Source organism: Streptomyces sp. NPDC090127, assembly GCF_044746945.1.
In the GTDB taxonomy this organism is placed as follows: Bacteria; Actinomycetota; Actinomycetes; order Streptomycetales; family Streptomycetaceae; genus Streptomyces.
The window spans coordinates 669152-683524 of sequence record NZ_JBIVDE010000002.1 but is presented as its reverse complement, the minus strand read 5'-3'; the positions used below and the strand labels follow the sequence as shown (position 1 = coordinate 683524).

At 72.3% G+C, this 14373-nt stretch carries 11 protein-coding genes; 7 read left to right on the top strand and 4 right to left on the bottom strand.

Annotated elements, in window-relative coordinates; genetic code table 11:
• Positions 1-111: 111 nt before the first annotated feature.
• From ACIPPS_RS08695 to ACIPPS_RS08685, 3 genes are all read left to right on the top strand, one after another.
• Positions 112-1122, top strand: coding sequence for an SCO0930 family lipoprotein (locus ACIPPS_RS08695; protein ID WP_401428526.1), 1011 nt, complete (start codon positions 112-114; stop codon positions 1120-1122).
• 267 nt (positions 1123-1389) lie between these two features.
• Positions 1390-2202, top strand: coding sequence for an SAM-dependent methyltransferase (locus ACIPPS_RS08690; protein ID WP_401428523.1), 813 nt, complete (start codon positions 1390-1392; stop codon positions 2200-2202).
• Complete coding sequence (locus ACIPPS_RS08685) at positions 2199-4427, top strand: putative bifunctional diguanylate cyclase/phosphodiesterase (protein ID WP_401428521.1); 2229 nt, start codon at positions 2199-2201, stop codon at positions 4425-4427. Before ACIPPS_RS08690 ends, ACIPPS_RS08685 begins: the two co-directional genes overlap by 4 nt.
• Before the next feature lie 118 nt (positions 4428-4545).
• On the opposite strand, the gene ACIPPS_RS08680 is transcribed toward ACIPPS_RS08685, so the two are convergent.
• A complete protein-coding gene (locus ACIPPS_RS08680) occupies positions 4546-5445 on the bottom strand; it encodes a LysR family transcriptional regulator (RefSeq protein ID WP_401428519.1) in 900 nt (299 codons plus the stop codon).
• A gap of 72 nt (positions 5446-5517) precedes the next feature.
• On the opposite strand from ACIPPS_RS08680, the gene ACIPPS_RS08675 reads away from it, so the two are divergent.
• From ACIPPS_RS08675 to ACIPPS_RS08665, 3 genes are read left to right on the top strand one after another with little or no spacing between them, the layout of a single operon-like run.
• On the top strand, positions 5518-6228 hold the full coding sequence (locus tag ACIPPS_RS08675) for a succinate dehydrogenase (RefSeq protein ID WP_401428517.1): 711 nt from the start codon (positions 5518-5520) through the stop codon (positions 6226-6228).
• Position 6229: 1 nt separating this feature from the next.
• On the top strand, positions 6230-8173 hold the full coding sequence (locus tag ACIPPS_RS08670) for a fumarate reductase/succinate dehydrogenase flavoprotein subunit (protein WP_401428515.1): 1944 nt from the start codon (positions 6230-6232) through the stop codon (positions 8171-8173).
• A complete protein-coding gene (locus ACIPPS_RS08665; RefSeq protein WP_401428513.1) occupies positions 8170-8919 on the top strand; it encodes a succinate dehydrogenase/fumarate reductase iron-sulfur subunit in 750 nt (249 codons plus the stop codon). The genes ACIPPS_RS08670 and ACIPPS_RS08665 overlap by 4 nt, the downstream gene beginning before the upstream one ends.
• 74 nt (positions 8920-8993) lie before the next feature.
• Here ACIPPS_RS08665 and ACIPPS_RS08660 read toward each other — a convergent pair whose 3' ends face one another.
• A complete protein-coding gene (locus tag ACIPPS_RS08660) occupies positions 8994-9848 on the bottom strand; it encodes a helix-turn-helix domain-containing protein (protein ID WP_401428511.1) in 855 nt (284 codons plus the stop codon).
• Between the two features lie 115 nt (positions 9849-9963).
• Between ACIPPS_RS08660 and ACIPPS_RS08655 the strand changes: the two genes are divergently transcribed.
• A complete protein-coding gene (locus ACIPPS_RS08655) occupies positions 9964-10593 on the top strand; it encodes a YceI family protein (protein WP_401428508.1) in 630 nt (209 codons plus the stop codon).
• Between the two features lie 275 nt (positions 10594-10868).
• On the opposite strand, the gene ACIPPS_RS08650 is transcribed toward ACIPPS_RS08655, so the two are convergent.
• Together ACIPPS_RS08650 and ACIPPS_RS08645 are read right to left on the bottom strand one after the other, a co-directional pair.
• On the bottom strand, positions 10869-13247 hold the full coding sequence (locus tag ACIPPS_RS08650; RefSeq protein ID WP_401428505.1) for an ATP-binding cassette domain-containing protein: 2379 nt from the start codon (positions 13245-13247) through the stop codon (positions 10869-10871).
• A gap of 26 nt (positions 13248-13273) precedes the next feature.
• The gene (locus tag ACIPPS_RS08645; protein ID WP_401428502.1) at positions 13274-14287 is read right to left on the bottom strand and encodes an LLM class flavin-dependent oxidoreductase; all 1014 of its coding nucleotides are present in this window, start codon (positions 14285-14287) and stop codon (positions 13274-13276) included.
• Positions 14288-14373 lie beyond the last annotated feature (86 nt).

Sequence of the window (14373 nt, the reverse complement as noted above, 5' to 3'; positions counted from 1 at the left end):
CGAAAGTTTCTTCGCCTCCGTTGAGCACGCCGCCCGCGCGCCCCGTATCCAATGCCGGGAAGCGGACCTCGAAAGCCCGCTCCAACTGGCAATGATGAAACGGGAGTTGACATGAAGACCTGGCGGAACGCGGCGATCGGTCTGACGGCGGCGGCCGTGCTCGCGCTGACGACGGCGTGCGGTCAGGAGCAGGGCGACCAGACGCTGGGCGGTCAGCCCGCGGGAGCCGCGAACCCGGCGGGAGCGCCCGCCGACAGCGGCTCGGGCGCCGACTCCGGCGGATACGCCTCCGGGGGCTACGGCTCCGGTGCCGGCGCGGCCGAGGCCGAACCCGCCGGGCAGTTGGCCGTGTCGGCGACCAAGGAGCTCGGCAAGGTGGTCACCGACAGCGAGGGCTTCACCCTCTACCGCTTCGACAAGGACTCCTCCTCGCCGCCGAAGGCGACCTGCGAGGGCGACTGCGCCGCGGTCTGGCCGGTGGTGAGCCCCGACGGAGCCAAGCCCCCGGCCGGCGTGGACGCTTCGCTGCTCGGCGAGGTGACCCGGCCCGACGGCGGCACACAACTGACGATCGGCGGCTGGCCGATGTACCGGTACGCCAAGGACGAGGCTCCGGGCGACCTCAACGGGCAGGGGGTCGGCGGGACCTGGTACGCCGCCGCGCCCGACGGGAAGAAGGCCGCACCGGCCGCCGGCGAGGACGCGGAGGGCGCCGGGGACGCGGAGGAGGAGCCGGAAACGGAGGCTCCGGCGGCGGACGCGGCGGGGCTCTCGGTACGCAAGGACCCCAACCTCGGTGACATCGTGGTCGATTCGCGAGGAATGACGGTCTACCGATTCAAGAAGGATTCCGCCTGGCCCATGAAGACGGCCTGTACCGGTGCCTGCTTGAAGAAGTGGCCGGTTGTCGCCCCTGTCGACAAGAACGACATCGAGGGCATCACGAAGAAGGGCTTCGTCACCTTCGCCCGGCCCGACGGCGTCAAGCAGCAGACGATCGACTGCTGGCCGCTCTACACCTTCGCCGGCGACACGGCGCCCGGAGAGACCAACGGCCAAGGTGTGGGCGGTACCTGGTACGCCGTATCCCCCGAGGGAAAGCTGGTCGGAGCGCCCAAGTAGATCCCCCGCGCAGCGCTTCCGACCGGTCGGTCCGCCGTCACCACACAGGTGACGGCGGACCGGCGCACGTCCATATGCACGTGAAAGTGCACGCGCTGAAGGCGTGAACTCTGCGTTCCTCACGCACGTGCCATTGGCGTGTGACCAAGAACGGACCGCGAATTTCCGTTTCCACTCGCTCTCTCGGCGGGCGATCAGTAGCCTCGGCTCGAACACCGGCCGCGAACACATGGCCGTATCCCCCGTGGCGACTTGTTGGAGACATTGATGGAGCGTCCCGCCTGGGCCCCGCCGGGTATCGATATCTCGGTACCGAGTGTGTCCCGTATGTACGACTTCTATCTGGGCGGCTCGCACAATTTCGAGGTGGACCGGGAAGCGGCCCGCAAGGCCATGGAGTTCATGCCGGGACTCCCCAAGATCATGCAGGCGAATCGCGCCTTCATGCGTCGCGCCGTGCGTTTCGCCGTCGACAACGGCATCACGCAGTTCCTCGACATCGGCTCCGGTATACCGACGTTCGGCAACGTCCACGAAGTCGCGCAGGCGGCCTCCCCCGACGCGCGGGTGGTGTACGTCGACCACGACCCGGTCGCCGTCGCGCACAGCCGCGCGGTCCTGGAGGGCAACGAGCACGCCGCCGTCGTCGCGGCCGACCTGCGCAAGCCGCGGGAGATCCTGAACAGCCCCGAGGTCCGTGAACTCCTCGACCTGGACAGGCCGGTGGCGCTGATGCTCGTGGCCGTCCTGCACTTCCTGGAGGACGAGGACGAACCGGGCAAGGCCGTCGCGGAGCTCATCGGCGCCCTCGCGCCCGGCAGCCTGCTCGTGCTCACCCACGCCTCGTACGAGGGCATCCCGCTCACGCAGGACGAGGCCGCCGGCACCGTCGGGGTCTACCGCAGCATCCGCAACCCGCTCGTGATGCGCTCGCACGACGAGATCAGCCGCTTCTTCGAAGGCTGCGAACTGGTCGAGCCCGGCCTGGTCTCGATGCCCGACTGGCGTCCCGACAGCCCGGTCGAGGACGAGGATCCCTTCGCCTTCTCGGGCTTCGCAGGGGTGGGGCGCACAGCGTGAAGGTGCCGTCGCAGCCGTCCGGTTCCGGCGCGGAGCCGGACGGCCTCGAGGACAGACTCAGGCGGTTCGTGACGATCTGGAGCCGGGCCATCTTCCCGGTCACGGCCACCTCGATGACCCGCGCCGAATTCGAGCAGCGACTGCTCCCCCTCGCCCGCGAACTGCGCGCCGCTCTGCACGACAGGTCCTTCGACACGGGCGCCGCCCACCGCGCGGGTGCCGCGCTGGTGGGCGTCCACTGCACCGACCCCGACGCGCTCAGCCGCACCCTCGGGGTCATCGACGCGTACCTGGTGCTGTACTGCGGGGAGGAGGGCGCTTCCGCGGGCGCCGCCGCCACCGGCAGGTCCACGGCCTCCTTCACGGCCACCGTCACGGGCGGCACCGCCATGGAGGAGCTGCGGGCCCGCTGCGCACGGCTCCAGCACGCCATGGCGGCCGGCTTCGCCCAGGCGCTGCGCGAGCGGACCCGGCTCGAGCAGGAGGCCATCGCGCGCTCGGCGCTCAACGCCCGCAGCGCCGCCGAAGTCGCCCTGCACACCACCGAGAGCCGGTTCCGGGCGGTCTTCGACGGGGCCGCGATAGGGATCGGCATCGCCGACCTCGACGGCAACATACTGGAGATCAACGAGACCCTGACCCGGATGTTCGGCGGTCTCGAACAGCACGTCCGCAGCCGCAACGTCAGCGAGTGGGCGCACCCCGAGGACGGCCCGCACGTCTGGAAGCTGTACGGCGAGCTGGTGCGCGGCGAACGCGACCACTACCGCGTGGAGAAGCCGTACTACCGGGGCGACGGAACGGTCCTGTGGACCAACCTCACCGTCTCGCTGCTGCGCGACGCCGAGGGCGTCCCGCAGTACCAGCTGGCGCTGATGGAGGACACCACCGAGCGACGGCTGCTCAATCTGCGGCTGCGGTACGAGGCGACCCATGACGCGCTCACCGGGCTGCCCAACCGGACCCTGTTCTTCGAGCGCCTGGAGAAGGCGCTCGCCTCCTCCGACGGCGGGCGCTTCGGCCTCTGCTACCTCGACCTGGACGGCTTCAAGGCCATCAACGACAGCCTCGGCCACTCGACCGGTGACCGGCTGCTCGTCGAGGTCGCCGACCGGCTGCAGAGCTGCGCCACGGCGCCCGGCGAGATGGTGGCCCGGCTCGGGGGCGACGAGTTCGTCGCCCTGACCACCGGCCGTAACACCGAGCGGGAGGTCGTCGAGCTGGCGAACCGTATCCTCACCGCGCTCGCCACCCCCGTCCGGATCGACGGCCGCGAACTGACCGTCCGGGGGAGCATCGGGGTCGTCGAGGGACCGGCGGGGGAGCGGACCCCGGCGGAGGTGCTGCGCAGCGCGGACATCACCATGTACCGGGCCAAGTCGGCCGGCGGCAACCGGTTCGAGTTCGCCGACGCCGAGGCGGACGCCCGCGCGATCACCCGGCACGGGCTGACCACCGCGCTGCCGGCGGCGCTCGAACGCGGCGAGTTCTTCATCGAGTACCAGCCGCTGGTGCACCTCGGCGACGGCAGCGTGCACGGCGCCGAAGCGCTCGTACGGTGGTGCCATCCGCAGCACGGGGTGCTCGGGCCCGACCGGTTCATCCCGCTCGCCGAGAACACCGGGCTCATCGTGCCGCTCGGCCGCTGGGTGCTCCAGGAGGCCGTCCGCCAGGCCCGGTTCTGGCAGGCCCGGCACTCCGACGGGGGCCCGCTGCGGATCAACGTCAACCTCTCGCCGACCCAGCTGCACCACCCGCGCCTGGTCGCCGACACGGTCGACGTCCTGGAGCGGTCGGGGCTGGAGCCGGGCGCGCTCTGCCTGGAGGTCACCGAGTCGGCGCTGATCGGCGCGGACGACGACCTGCTGAAGCCGCTGCGGCAGCTCGCCGAGATGGGCGTCGACATCGCCCTGGACGACTTCGGCACGGGCTACTCGAACCTGGCCAACCTGCGCCGGTTGCCGGTGAGCGTGCTGAAACTGGACCGCTCGTTCACCCAGGGCATGCAGCAGCACCCGGCGGACCCGGTCGACCTGAAGATCGTGGAGGGCATCGTCTCGCTCGCCCACAGCCTGGAGCTGGCGGTGACGGTGGAGGGCGTGGAGACGGGGGCGCAGGCACAGCAGCTCCGCGAACTCGGCTGTGACACCGCCCAGGGCTGGTACTACGCCCGCCCGGGCGCCCCGGACCGCATCCACTCCCTGCTCCTGGCGGACGCGGTGTAGGCGGAGCCGTCTGCCGCCTGCCGTCTGCCGTGGGCGGGGCGGGAGCTGTCGTGCCAGGGGCAGCGCGGTGCGGTCCGGAGCCGTCATGCCGTGGGCGGCGCGGAGGGTGCCGGAGCCGTCATACCGTGGGCGGGGCGGAGGCGCGGGAGGCCAGCAGGACTCGCTGCAGCTCCCGCGCCGCCCGGGGCGGGGCCACGTCGCTGCGGTGCGCCAGTGCGATCGTCCGGCGCAGCCCGGGGCGGGCCAGCGCCGTGACCCGGATGTCGCCGCCCGCGCGGGCGGCGACCATGGCGGGCACCACGGCGACTCCCAGCCCCGCCCGCACGAAGCCGAGCACCGCGTCCATCTCCCCGCCCTCCACCGTGAACGACGGCTCGAACCCCTCCGCCCGGCACGCCGCCACCGTCAGCTCCCGCAGGTCGTAGCCGTGCCGGAACATCACCAGCGGCCGGTCGCGCAGATCGGCGATCCGCACCGGCCGGCTCGGCCACGGCGCCGCCGCGCTCGACGCCACCACCAGGTCCTCCCGCAGCAGCTCCACCGTGGTCAGCGCCGGGGACGGCGTCGGGAGCGGCAGGACCACCAGCGCCAGGTCGAGAGCCCCGCGCGCCAGCTCCCGTACGAGATCGTGCGAGCCGCCCTCCTCGATGAGCAGCTGGATCCCCGGGTGCCGGTCGTGGAAGGCGCGCAGCACGTCCGGCAGCAGCCCCGTGCACAGGCTCGGCGTCGCGCCCAGCCGCACCCGCCCCCGCTTCAGCTGCACCAGCTCCTGCACCTCGTGCCGGGCCGTGTCCGTGTCCGCGAGGATCCGGCGGGCCAGCGGCAGCAGCGCCTCGCCCGCGTCGGTCAGCGCGATGTTCCCCCGGGCCCGGCTGAACAGCTCCGCCCCGAGCTCCTGCTCCAGGGCCCGGATCTGCTGGGACAGCGAGGGCTGGGAGACGTGCACCCGCTCGGCGGCGCGGGTGAAGTGCCGGGTCTCCGCCACGGCCACGAAGTACAGAAGCTGCTGGAACTGCATAGGCTCAGCCTATCGAGATGAGCCGGACCATGTCTTGGACCTCTCGGGCCCTTCGGCCCTAGCGTCTGTCGCATGGCTCTGGCAACGAAGACGGCACCCCCGCCGCCCACCCGCCCCCGCGGCTTCTGGTCCTCGACCATCGGCAAGAAGACCGTCATGGCCGTCAGCGGTCTGCTCATGCTCGGCTACCTGGTGGCCCACGTCATGGGCAACCTCAAGGTCTTCTTCGGCCCCGAGGAGTTCAACGCCTACGGCCACTGGCTGCGCACCATGGGCGAGCCGGTCCTGCACTACTCCTGGGCCCTCTGGCTCGTCCGGATCGTGCTGCTCGCCGCCGTGATCGGCCACGCCGTCTCCGCCTACCAGCTCAGCAGGCGCGACATCAAGGCCCGCCCCACCGGCTACGTCCACCGCCGCAAGGGGTCCTCGTACGCCACCCGCACCATGCGCTGGGGCGGGATCATCATGGGCCTCTTCATCGTCTGGCACGTCCTGGACCTGACCACCGGCACCGTCCACCCCGGCGGCTTCCAGGAGGGACGGCCGTACGAGAACGTCGTCGACACCTTCTCCACCTGGTACGGCAACGTCATCTACATCGTCGCCATGCTCGCCGTCGGCCTGCACGTCCGCCACGGCTTCTGGAGCGCCGCCCAGACCCTCGGCGTCGGCAACGCCCGCCGGGAGCGGCTCCTCAAGATCCTCGCCAACGGCCTCGCGCTCGTCCTGACCGTGGGCTTCGTCTCCGTCCCCGTCGCCGTCATGACCGGAGTGGTGAGCTGACATGAGCTTCCTCGACTACACGACCGGTGAGCCGGTCGTCGACCACAAGGCCCCCGCCGGCCCCATCGCCGAGCGCTGGGACACCCGCCGCTTCCAGGCCAGGCTGGTCAACCCCGCCAACCGGCGCAAGCACACCGTCATCGTCGTCGGCACCGGTCTCGCGGGCGGCTCCGCGGGCGCGACCCTTGCCGAACAGGGCTACCACGTCGTCCAGTTCTGCTACCAGGACTCCCCGCGCCGCGCCCACTCGATCGCCGCCCAGGGCGGCATCAACGCCGCCAAGAACTACCGCAACGACGGCGACTCGATCCACCGCCTCTTCTACGACACCGTCAAGGGCGGCGACTTCCGGGCCCGCGAGTCCAACGTCCACCGCCTGGCCCAGGTCTCGGTCGAGATCATCGACCAGTGCGTGGCCCAGGGCGTCCCCTTCGCGCGCGAGTACGGCGGACTGCTCGACACCCGCTCCTTCGGCGGCGTCCAGGTCTCCCGTACCTTCTACGCCCGCGGCCAGACGGGTCAGCAGCTGCTGCTCGGCGCGTACCAGGCGCTCTCCCGGCAGATCGCCGCCGGGAACGTCGAGATGCACGCCCGCACCGAGATGCTCGACCTGATCGTGGTCGACGGCCGGGCGCGCGGGATCGTCGCCCGGGACCTGGTCACCGGCGCGATCTCGACCCACTACGCGGACGCCGTCGTCCTCGCCAGCGGCGGCTACGGCAACGTCTTCTACCTGTCGACGAACGCCATGAACTCCAACGCCACCGCCGTCTGGCGGGCCCACCGGCGCGGGGCGTACTTCGCCAACCCCTGCTTCACCCAGATCCACCCCACCTGCATTCCGCGCACCGGCGACCACCAGTCCAAGCTGACGCTGATGAGCGAGTCGCTGCGCAACGACGGCCGCATCTGGGTCCCCAAGGCCCAGGGCGACACCCGTCCCGCCGCCGACATCCCCGAGGCGGAGCGCGACTACTACCTGGAGCGGATCTACCCCTCCTTCGGCAACCTCGTGCCCCGCGACATCGCCTCCCGCGCCGCCAAGAACGTCTGCGACGAGGGCCGCGGCGTCGGCCCCGGCGGCCAGGGCGTCTACCTCGACTTCGCCGACGCCGTCCGGCGGATGGGCCGCAAGGCGGTCGAGGAGAAGTACGGCAACCTCTTCGACATGTACGAGAGGATCACCGCCGAGAACCCGTACGAGGTCCCGATGCGGATCTACCCGGCCGTCCACTACACGATGGGCGGACTCTGGGTCGACTACGACCTCCAGACCACCGTGCCGGGCCTGTTCGCCGTCGGCGAGGCCAACTTCTCCGACCACGGCGCCAACCGGCTCGGCGCCTCCGCGCTCATGCAGGGCCTCGCCGACGGGTACTTCGTCCTGCCGGCCACCATCAACGACTACCTGGCCAGGCACCCCGCCGACGCGCCGGTCACCGACGAACACCCCGCCGTGCGCGAGGTGCTGGCGGAGACCGAGGACCGGCTGAACCTGCTGCTCGCGGTGGACGGCGACCGGACACCGGACTCCTTCCACCGCGAACTCGGCGAACTGATGTGGGAGTTCTGCGGAATGGCCCGCACCGACGAGGGCCTGCGCAAGGCGCTCGACCGCATCCCGCAGATCCGCGCGGAGTTCTGGCGCCGCATCAAGGTCCCCGGTACGGGCGAGGAGTTCAACCAGTCCCTGGAGAAGGCCAACCGGATCGTCGACTACCTGGAGCTCGCCGAGCTGATGTGCCTCGACGCGCTGCACCGGGCCGAGTCCTGCGGCGGCCACTTCCGCGAGGAGTCCCAGACCGCGGACGGCGAGGCCGAGCGCCGCGACGAGGAGTTCTCGTACGCGGCGGCCTGGGAGTTCAACGAGGGCGCCGCCCCGGTCCTGCACAAGGAAGACCTCGTCTTCGAGTACGTCCACCCCACCCAGCGGAGCTACGCATGAAGCTCAACCTCCGCGTCTGGCGCCAGAAGAACGCCGACGCCCCCGGAGCCATGTCCACCTACGAGGTGGACGGCATCTCCTCCGACATGTCGTTCCTGGAGATGCTCGACACGCTCAACGAGGAGCTCATCCTGCGCGGTGAGGACCCCGTCGCCTTCGACCACGACTGCCGCGAGGGCATCTGCGGCGCGTGCAGCCTGGTCATCAACGGCGACGCCCACGGCCCCGAGCGCACCACCACCTGCCAGCTCCACATGCGGTCCTTCCGCGACGGCGACACCATCGACATCGAGCCCTGGCGCGCCTCCGCCTTCCCGGTCGTCAAGGACCTGGTCGTCGACCGCTCCGCCTTCGACCGCATCATCCAGGCCGGCGGCTACGTCAGCGCCCCCACCGGCTCGGCCCCCGAGGCCCACGCGACCCCGGTGCCGAAGGCCGACGCCGACTTCGCCTTCGAGCACGCCGAGTGCATCGGCTGCGGCGCCTGCGTGGCCGCCTGCCCGAACGGGTCGGCGATGCTCTTCACCTCGGCGAAGGTCAACCACCTGAACGTCCTGCCGCAGGGCTCCCCGGAGCGCGAGACCCGCGTCCTGGACATGGTCGGCCAGATGGACGCGGAGGGCTTCGGCGGCTGCACCCTCACGGGCGAGTGCGCGACGGCCTGCCCGAAGGGGATCCCCCTGCCGTCGATCGCCGCGATGAACAAGGAGTGGCTCCGCGCGACCCGCACGTCGGGTCGGCGCTGAGGCCGTTCGAACTTCCGCGGGCGGGCGTCCGGTCGGCGCCGAGGCCGTTCGAACTTCCGCGGGCGAGCGTCCGGTCAGCCGCCGACGGCGCGCAGGGTGCCCGGGCGGCGACCGACCAGGCGGTCCAGGGCGGCGGAGGAGGCCTCGTCGGCGGGGAGGCGTACCACCAGCTGCTGGCCGTCGGTCTCCGCCAGTTCGAGCACCTCGTACGCGAGCCGCAGCTCACCGGCCTCGGGGTGGACCAGGCGCTCCACGCCCGAGCGGTCCGGCAGGACGCCCGCCGAGGCCAGCCGGTCCGAGAAGGCCGCGCCCGCCGTGATCGTCAGCTCCCGGGCCAGCTCCGCCATCGTGGGGTCGGAGCCGGTGATGCCGAAGTAGAGCGCGGCCACCTGCTGGTCGGCGACCCGGTCCCAGTCCGGATAGAGCTCGCGGGCCCGGGGGTCGGTGAAGACGTAGCGCGGCAGGCTCGGCGGGTCGCCGTCGAGCAGCCCCACCGGCCCGGCGAGCCGCGCGTAGCCGTCGCTGTACGCGACGGTCTCGCCCAGCATGTTCGTCACGGCGGCCGGGGTCTCGCCGAGCCGGTCGAGCAGGGCGCGCACCGTGGAGCGCACCTCGCGGGCCGGGGCCGGGGCCACCGCGCACAGGTGCTTGTGGTCCTGGGACTTCAGCAGCCGGCGCATGTGGACCCGGGCGTCGAGCGGCAGCCGCAGCGCGTCGCTGAGCGCCCCGAGGACCTGGGCCGAGGGGTTGCGGTCCCGGCCCTGCTCCAGGCGGGCCAGGTACTCCACGCTGATCCCGGCCAGCATCGCCAGCTCGGCCCGCCGCAGCCCCGGTGTCCGCCGGCGCGTCCCGGCCGGAAGACCGGCCTCGGCGGGGGTGAGGGCCTCGCGGCGGGCGCGCAGGAACGCGCCCAGCTCGTTGTCGCTCATCCCTCGATCGTACGAGGAGGCGAGGGCGCGAGGGTGGCCCTGTCACTACCAGCCTCCGTACTACCGGTCCCGGCGCGGCCTTCCTCACGGCGGGGCGAGGCCGCAGCGTTGAGCCATGACCAACGACGCACAGACCTCCACGACCGTGACGAGCTCCACGACCGCGCACGCCACCGGCCCCACGGGTCCCACCGGCCCCACGGACCCCACGGGCTCCGCCGTGGCCCTTCCGCTGACCGCCGGACGCTGGGTCTTCGACCCGCTGCACTCGGCCGTCGGCTTCACCATCCGCCACCTCGGCATCTCCAAGGTCCGCGGCCGCTTCAACGAACTGGACGCGGAGCTCGTCGTCGGCGAGAGCCTGGCGGACTCCTCGATCACCGCGACCGTCGCCCTCGCCTCGATCGACACCGGCAACGCGGACCGGGACGCCCACGTGCGCGCCGCCGACCTGCTCGACGTCGAGAAGCGCCCGACGATGACGTTCCGCTCCACCCGGATCGCCGGCGCGGGGGAGGAGTGGACCCTGGAGGGGGAGCTCACCATCGGGGACGTGACCCGCCCCCTCACCCTCGACGTCGAGTTCGGCGGTGTCGTCGATGTACCGGTGGACGGCAGCCGGCACGCGGGCTTCGACGCGACCGGGGAGTTCCGGCGCAGCGACTTCGGCCTGGACTTCGCCCCCGGCTTCCTCGGCGACGTGATCAAGGTCAGCCTGGAGGTCCAGTTCGTCGAGCCCCGGTAGTCCGGCGGGCGCACCGGCGTCGAGCCCCGGTAGTCCGGCGGGCGCACCGGCGTCGAGCCCCGGTAGTCCGGCGGGCGCACCGGCGTCGAGCCCCAGTAGCCCGGCGGGTGCTCAGTCGTCGAGCCCCGGTAGCCCCGCGGGCGCCCAGTCATCGAGCCCCGGTAGCCCCGCGGGCGCCCAGTCGTCGAGCGCCGGTAGTCCGGCGGCGCAGAGGCGTCGAACCCGGGTGGCCCGGCGGGTGCTCAGTCGTCGGGCCTCGGTGCCCCGGCGGGCGCTCAGCCGCCGAGCCGGGCCGCCAGATACCGCGCGGTCCGGCTCTCCGGCGCCTCCGCCACCACCCGCGGGGGCCCCTCGGCCACGATCCGGCCGCCCTCCTCGCCGCCGCCCGGCCCGAGGTCGATCACCCAGTCGGCCGTGGCCACCACGTCCATGTCGTGCTCGACGACGACCACCGTGTGTCCGGCGTCGACCAGGCCGTGCAGCTGGCGCATCAGGACCTCGACGTCGGCCGGGTGGAGCCCGGTCGTCGGCTCGTCCAGGACGTAGAGGGTGTGAGCCCGGCGCGGCCGCTGGAGCTCGGAGGCCAGCTTGATGCGCTGGGCCTCACCCCCGGACAGTTCGGTCGCCGGCTGCCCGAGCCGCAGATAGCCGAGGCCGACGTCGAGCAGGGTCCGCAGGCTCCGCGCGGCGGCCGGGGTGTCGGCGAAGAACTCGGCCGCGGACTCGACCGTCAGGTCCAGCACCTCGGCGATGGTCAGCCCGCGCAGTCGGACCTCCAGGGTCTCCGGGTTGTAGCGCGCGCCCCCGCAGTCCGGGCAGGGGGCGTACGTGCTCGGCAGGAAGAGCAGCTCGACGGAGACGAAGCCCTCGCCCTGACAGGTTTCGCACCGCCCACCGGGCACGTTGAACGAGAACCGCCCCGCCTTGTAGCCGCGGGCCCGCGCCTCCTCGGTGGCCGTGAACAGCTTGCGGACCACGTCGAAGAGACCCGTGTACGTCGCCAGGTTCGACCGGGGCGTCCGCCCGACCGGCTTCTGGTCGACCGTCACCAACCTACCCACACCGGCGAGTTCCTCGCTCAACTCGCCGACCAGGGTCGACTTGCCCGACCCCGAGACCCCGGTCACCGCTGTGAGGACCCCGGTCGGGAACGACGCCTCCACGGCGCTGAGGTTGTGCCGGGTGACGGGCCCGACGCGCAGCAGGCCCGTGGGCGGGCGGACCGCCCGCTCCGAGACGGGCGCCCGGTCGAAGAGGAAGCGGCGCGTCGCCGACTCCGCCACCCCGGCCAGTTCGCCGGGCGGGCCGCTGTGCAGGACCCGTCCGCCGTGCACCCCCGCCAGGGGGCCGACGTCCACGAGCCAGTCGGCATGGCGGATCACGTCGAGATGGTGCTCGACCACGAAGACCGTGTTGCCTGCCGCCTTGAGCCGGTCCAGGACCACCAGGAGCGCCTCGGTGTCGGCCGGGTGTAGACCGGCGGAGGGCTCGTCGAGGACGTACACGACACCGAACAGACCCGCGCGCAACTGGGTGGCGAGCCGCAGACGTTGGAGTTCGCCGTTGGACAGGCTCGGGGTGGCGCGGTCCAGGCTGAGATAGCCGAGACCCAGCTCGGTCACCGTGCCGATCCGGGCGATCAGGTCCCCGGTCAGCACCCGCGCGGTCTCGGACCCGTCGTGCTCCGCCAGCAGCCCGGCCAGGACCGTCAGCGGCAGGGCGGCCAGCTCGGCGATCGTCCGGCCCGCGAAGGTCACCGCGAGCGCCTCGGGCCGGAGCCGGGCGCCCCCGCAGACCGGGCACGGAGCGCTGGTCAGGAACCGTTCCGCCTTCGCCCGCAGCGTGGCGCTCTTCGAGTCCGCGAAGGTGTGCATCACATACCGTCGGGCGCTCATGTACGTTCCCTGGTACGGACGTTGGATCCGCCCCGCCTCCCGTACCGGATGCACCGTGACGACCGGCTGCTCGTCCGTGAAGAGGATCCATCGCCGGTCCTCGGCGGCCAGCTCCCGCCACGGACGGTCCACGTCGTGACCGAGGGCGTCCAGCACATCGCGCAGGTTCTTCCCCTGCCAGGCCCCGGGCCACGCGGCGATGGCCCCGTCCCGGATCGACAACTCCGGGTTCGGTACGAGTAGTTCCTCGCTCGTCTCGTGCACCCGGCCGAGCCCCTGGCACGCGGGGCAGGCGCCGACGGCGGTGTTCGGCGAGAACGAGTCGGAGTCGAGCCGGGCGGCGCCCGCCGGGTACGTACCGGCGCGGGAGAAGAGCATGCGCAGCGAGTTGGAGAGCGTCGTGACCGTGCCGACCGACGAGCGGGCGCCGGGGGAGGACCGGCGCTGTTCCAGCGAGACCGCCGGCGGAAGCCCGGTGATCTCGCCGACCTTGGGCGCCCCCACCTGATGGATGAGCCGCCGGGCGTACGGCGCGACCGACTCGAAGTAGCGGCGCTGCGCCTCCGCGTAGATCGTCCCGAAGGCGAGCGAGGACTTCCCCGATCCCGACACCCCGGTGAAGACGGCGATCGCGTCACGCGGGATGTCGACGTCGACGCCGGCGAGATTGTGCTCGCGCGCGCCGCGCACACGGACGTACGGATCATGACCCAGGGCGGCCGAGCGGGCGGCCGACGGTTCGCTGGAGCTGTCGGGCATGGCTCGATCCTAGGTGTTTGCCCTGGTCAGGCCGGTGTCAGGCCCGCCGTCCGGGCGAGTCGGCGGTAGGAGTCGAGCAGCGCCGCGCGGTCGTACGTACTGGTCGTCACCAGCACCTCCCGCGCCCCGCTCTCCTTCACCACCCGCTCCAGCGCGTCCCCGACCTGCTCCTCCGTGCCGTGCAGGTGCCCCTCCAGGCCCGACGCGAAGAACCCGCGCTGCTTGTCGGTCATGGCGATGCGCCCGATCTCCTCCGGAGGCAGCAGCGGCGGGAAGACGCCCCGCGTCCGGGAGTACGCGAGCGACCAGGCTTCCGGGACCAGCAGCGTCCGTGCCTCCTCCTCGGTCGCGGCGACCGCGATCGTGCCCGCGATCACGACGTACGGCTCCGAGGACCAGGTCGAGGGCCGGAAGGCGGAGCGGTAGGCGTCGATCGCCCGCAGCATCCGCTCGCGGCCGCGCAGATCGCCGATCACCAGCGGCAGCCCGGCCTCGGCCGCGATCGACGCGCCCTCGCCGGTCGCCAGGACGTACGGCGGTACCCGCAGCCCCTCCGCCGGACGGGCATGCACCTGAGGGTGGGCGGTCTGGGTCCCCGTGAACCAGCCGAGCAGCTCGTCCAGCTGCTCCGCGAACCGGTCGGCGTCGTCCTTGTCCCGGCCGAGCGCCCGCCGGATCCCGTCGGTGAAGCCGACCGAACGGCCGAGGCCCATGTCGATCCGGCCCGGGAACAGCGAGGCGAGGACGCCGAACTGCTCGGCGACGACCATCGGCTGGTGGTTCGGCAGCATCACCCCGCCGGTCCCGACCCGGATGGCGGAGGTGGCGGCGGCGACGGCCGCCGCGAGGACGGTGGGCGCCGAACCGGCCACCCCCGGCACGCTGTGGTGCTCCGAGACCCAGAACCGGTGGTACCCGAGCGCCTCCACCTCCCGCGCCAGGTCCACGGTCGCGCGCAGCGCCACGGAGCCGTCCTCGCCCTCCCGGGTCCGGGAGCGGTCGAGGACGGAGAGACGGATGCCGTCGGCGGAGAGGGTCACGTGGGGTTCAACGCGCGAGGGAGCCGAGGATTCCCGGCGCGGCGGCCCGGTCACGGTCCGGGGTTGCCCAGGTCGTGTCCGGGCAC

Coding starts and splice junctions, on each gene's coding strand:
- ACIPPS_RS08695 (WP_401428526.1), top strand. CDS start 112: ATGAAGACCTGGCGGAACGCGGCGATCGGTCTGACGGCGGCGGCCGTG.
- ACIPPS_RS08690 (WP_401428523.1), top strand. CDS start 1,390: ATGGAGCGTCCCGCCTGGGCCCCGCCGGGTATCGATATCTCGGTACCG.
- ACIPPS_RS08680 (WP_401428519.1), bottom strand. CDS start 5,445: ATGCAGTTCCAGCAGCTTCTGTACTTCGTGGCCGTGGCGGAGACCCGG.
- ACIPPS_RS08675 (WP_401428517.1), top strand. CDS start 5,518: ATGGCTCTGGCAACGAAGACGGCACCCCCGCCGCCCACCCGCCCCCGC.
- ACIPPS_RS08670 (WP_401428515.1), top strand. CDS start 6,230: ATGAGCTTCCTCGACTACACGACCGGTGAGCCGGTCGTCGACCACAAG.
- ACIPPS_RS08665 (WP_401428513.1), top strand. CDS start 8,170: ATGAAGCTCAACCTCCGCGTCTGGCGCCAGAAGAACGCCGACGCCCCC.
- ACIPPS_RS08660 (WP_401428511.1), bottom strand. CDS start 9,848: ATGAGCGACAACGAGCTGGGCGCGTTCCTGCGCGCCCGCCGCGAGGCC.
- ACIPPS_RS08655 (WP_401428508.1), top strand. CDS start 9,964: ATGACCAACGACGCACAGACCTCCACGACCGTGACGAGCTCCACGACC.
- ACIPPS_RS08650 (WP_401428505.1), bottom strand. CDS start 13,247: ATGCCCGACAGCTCCAGCGAACCGTCGGCCGCCCGCTCGGCCGCCCTG.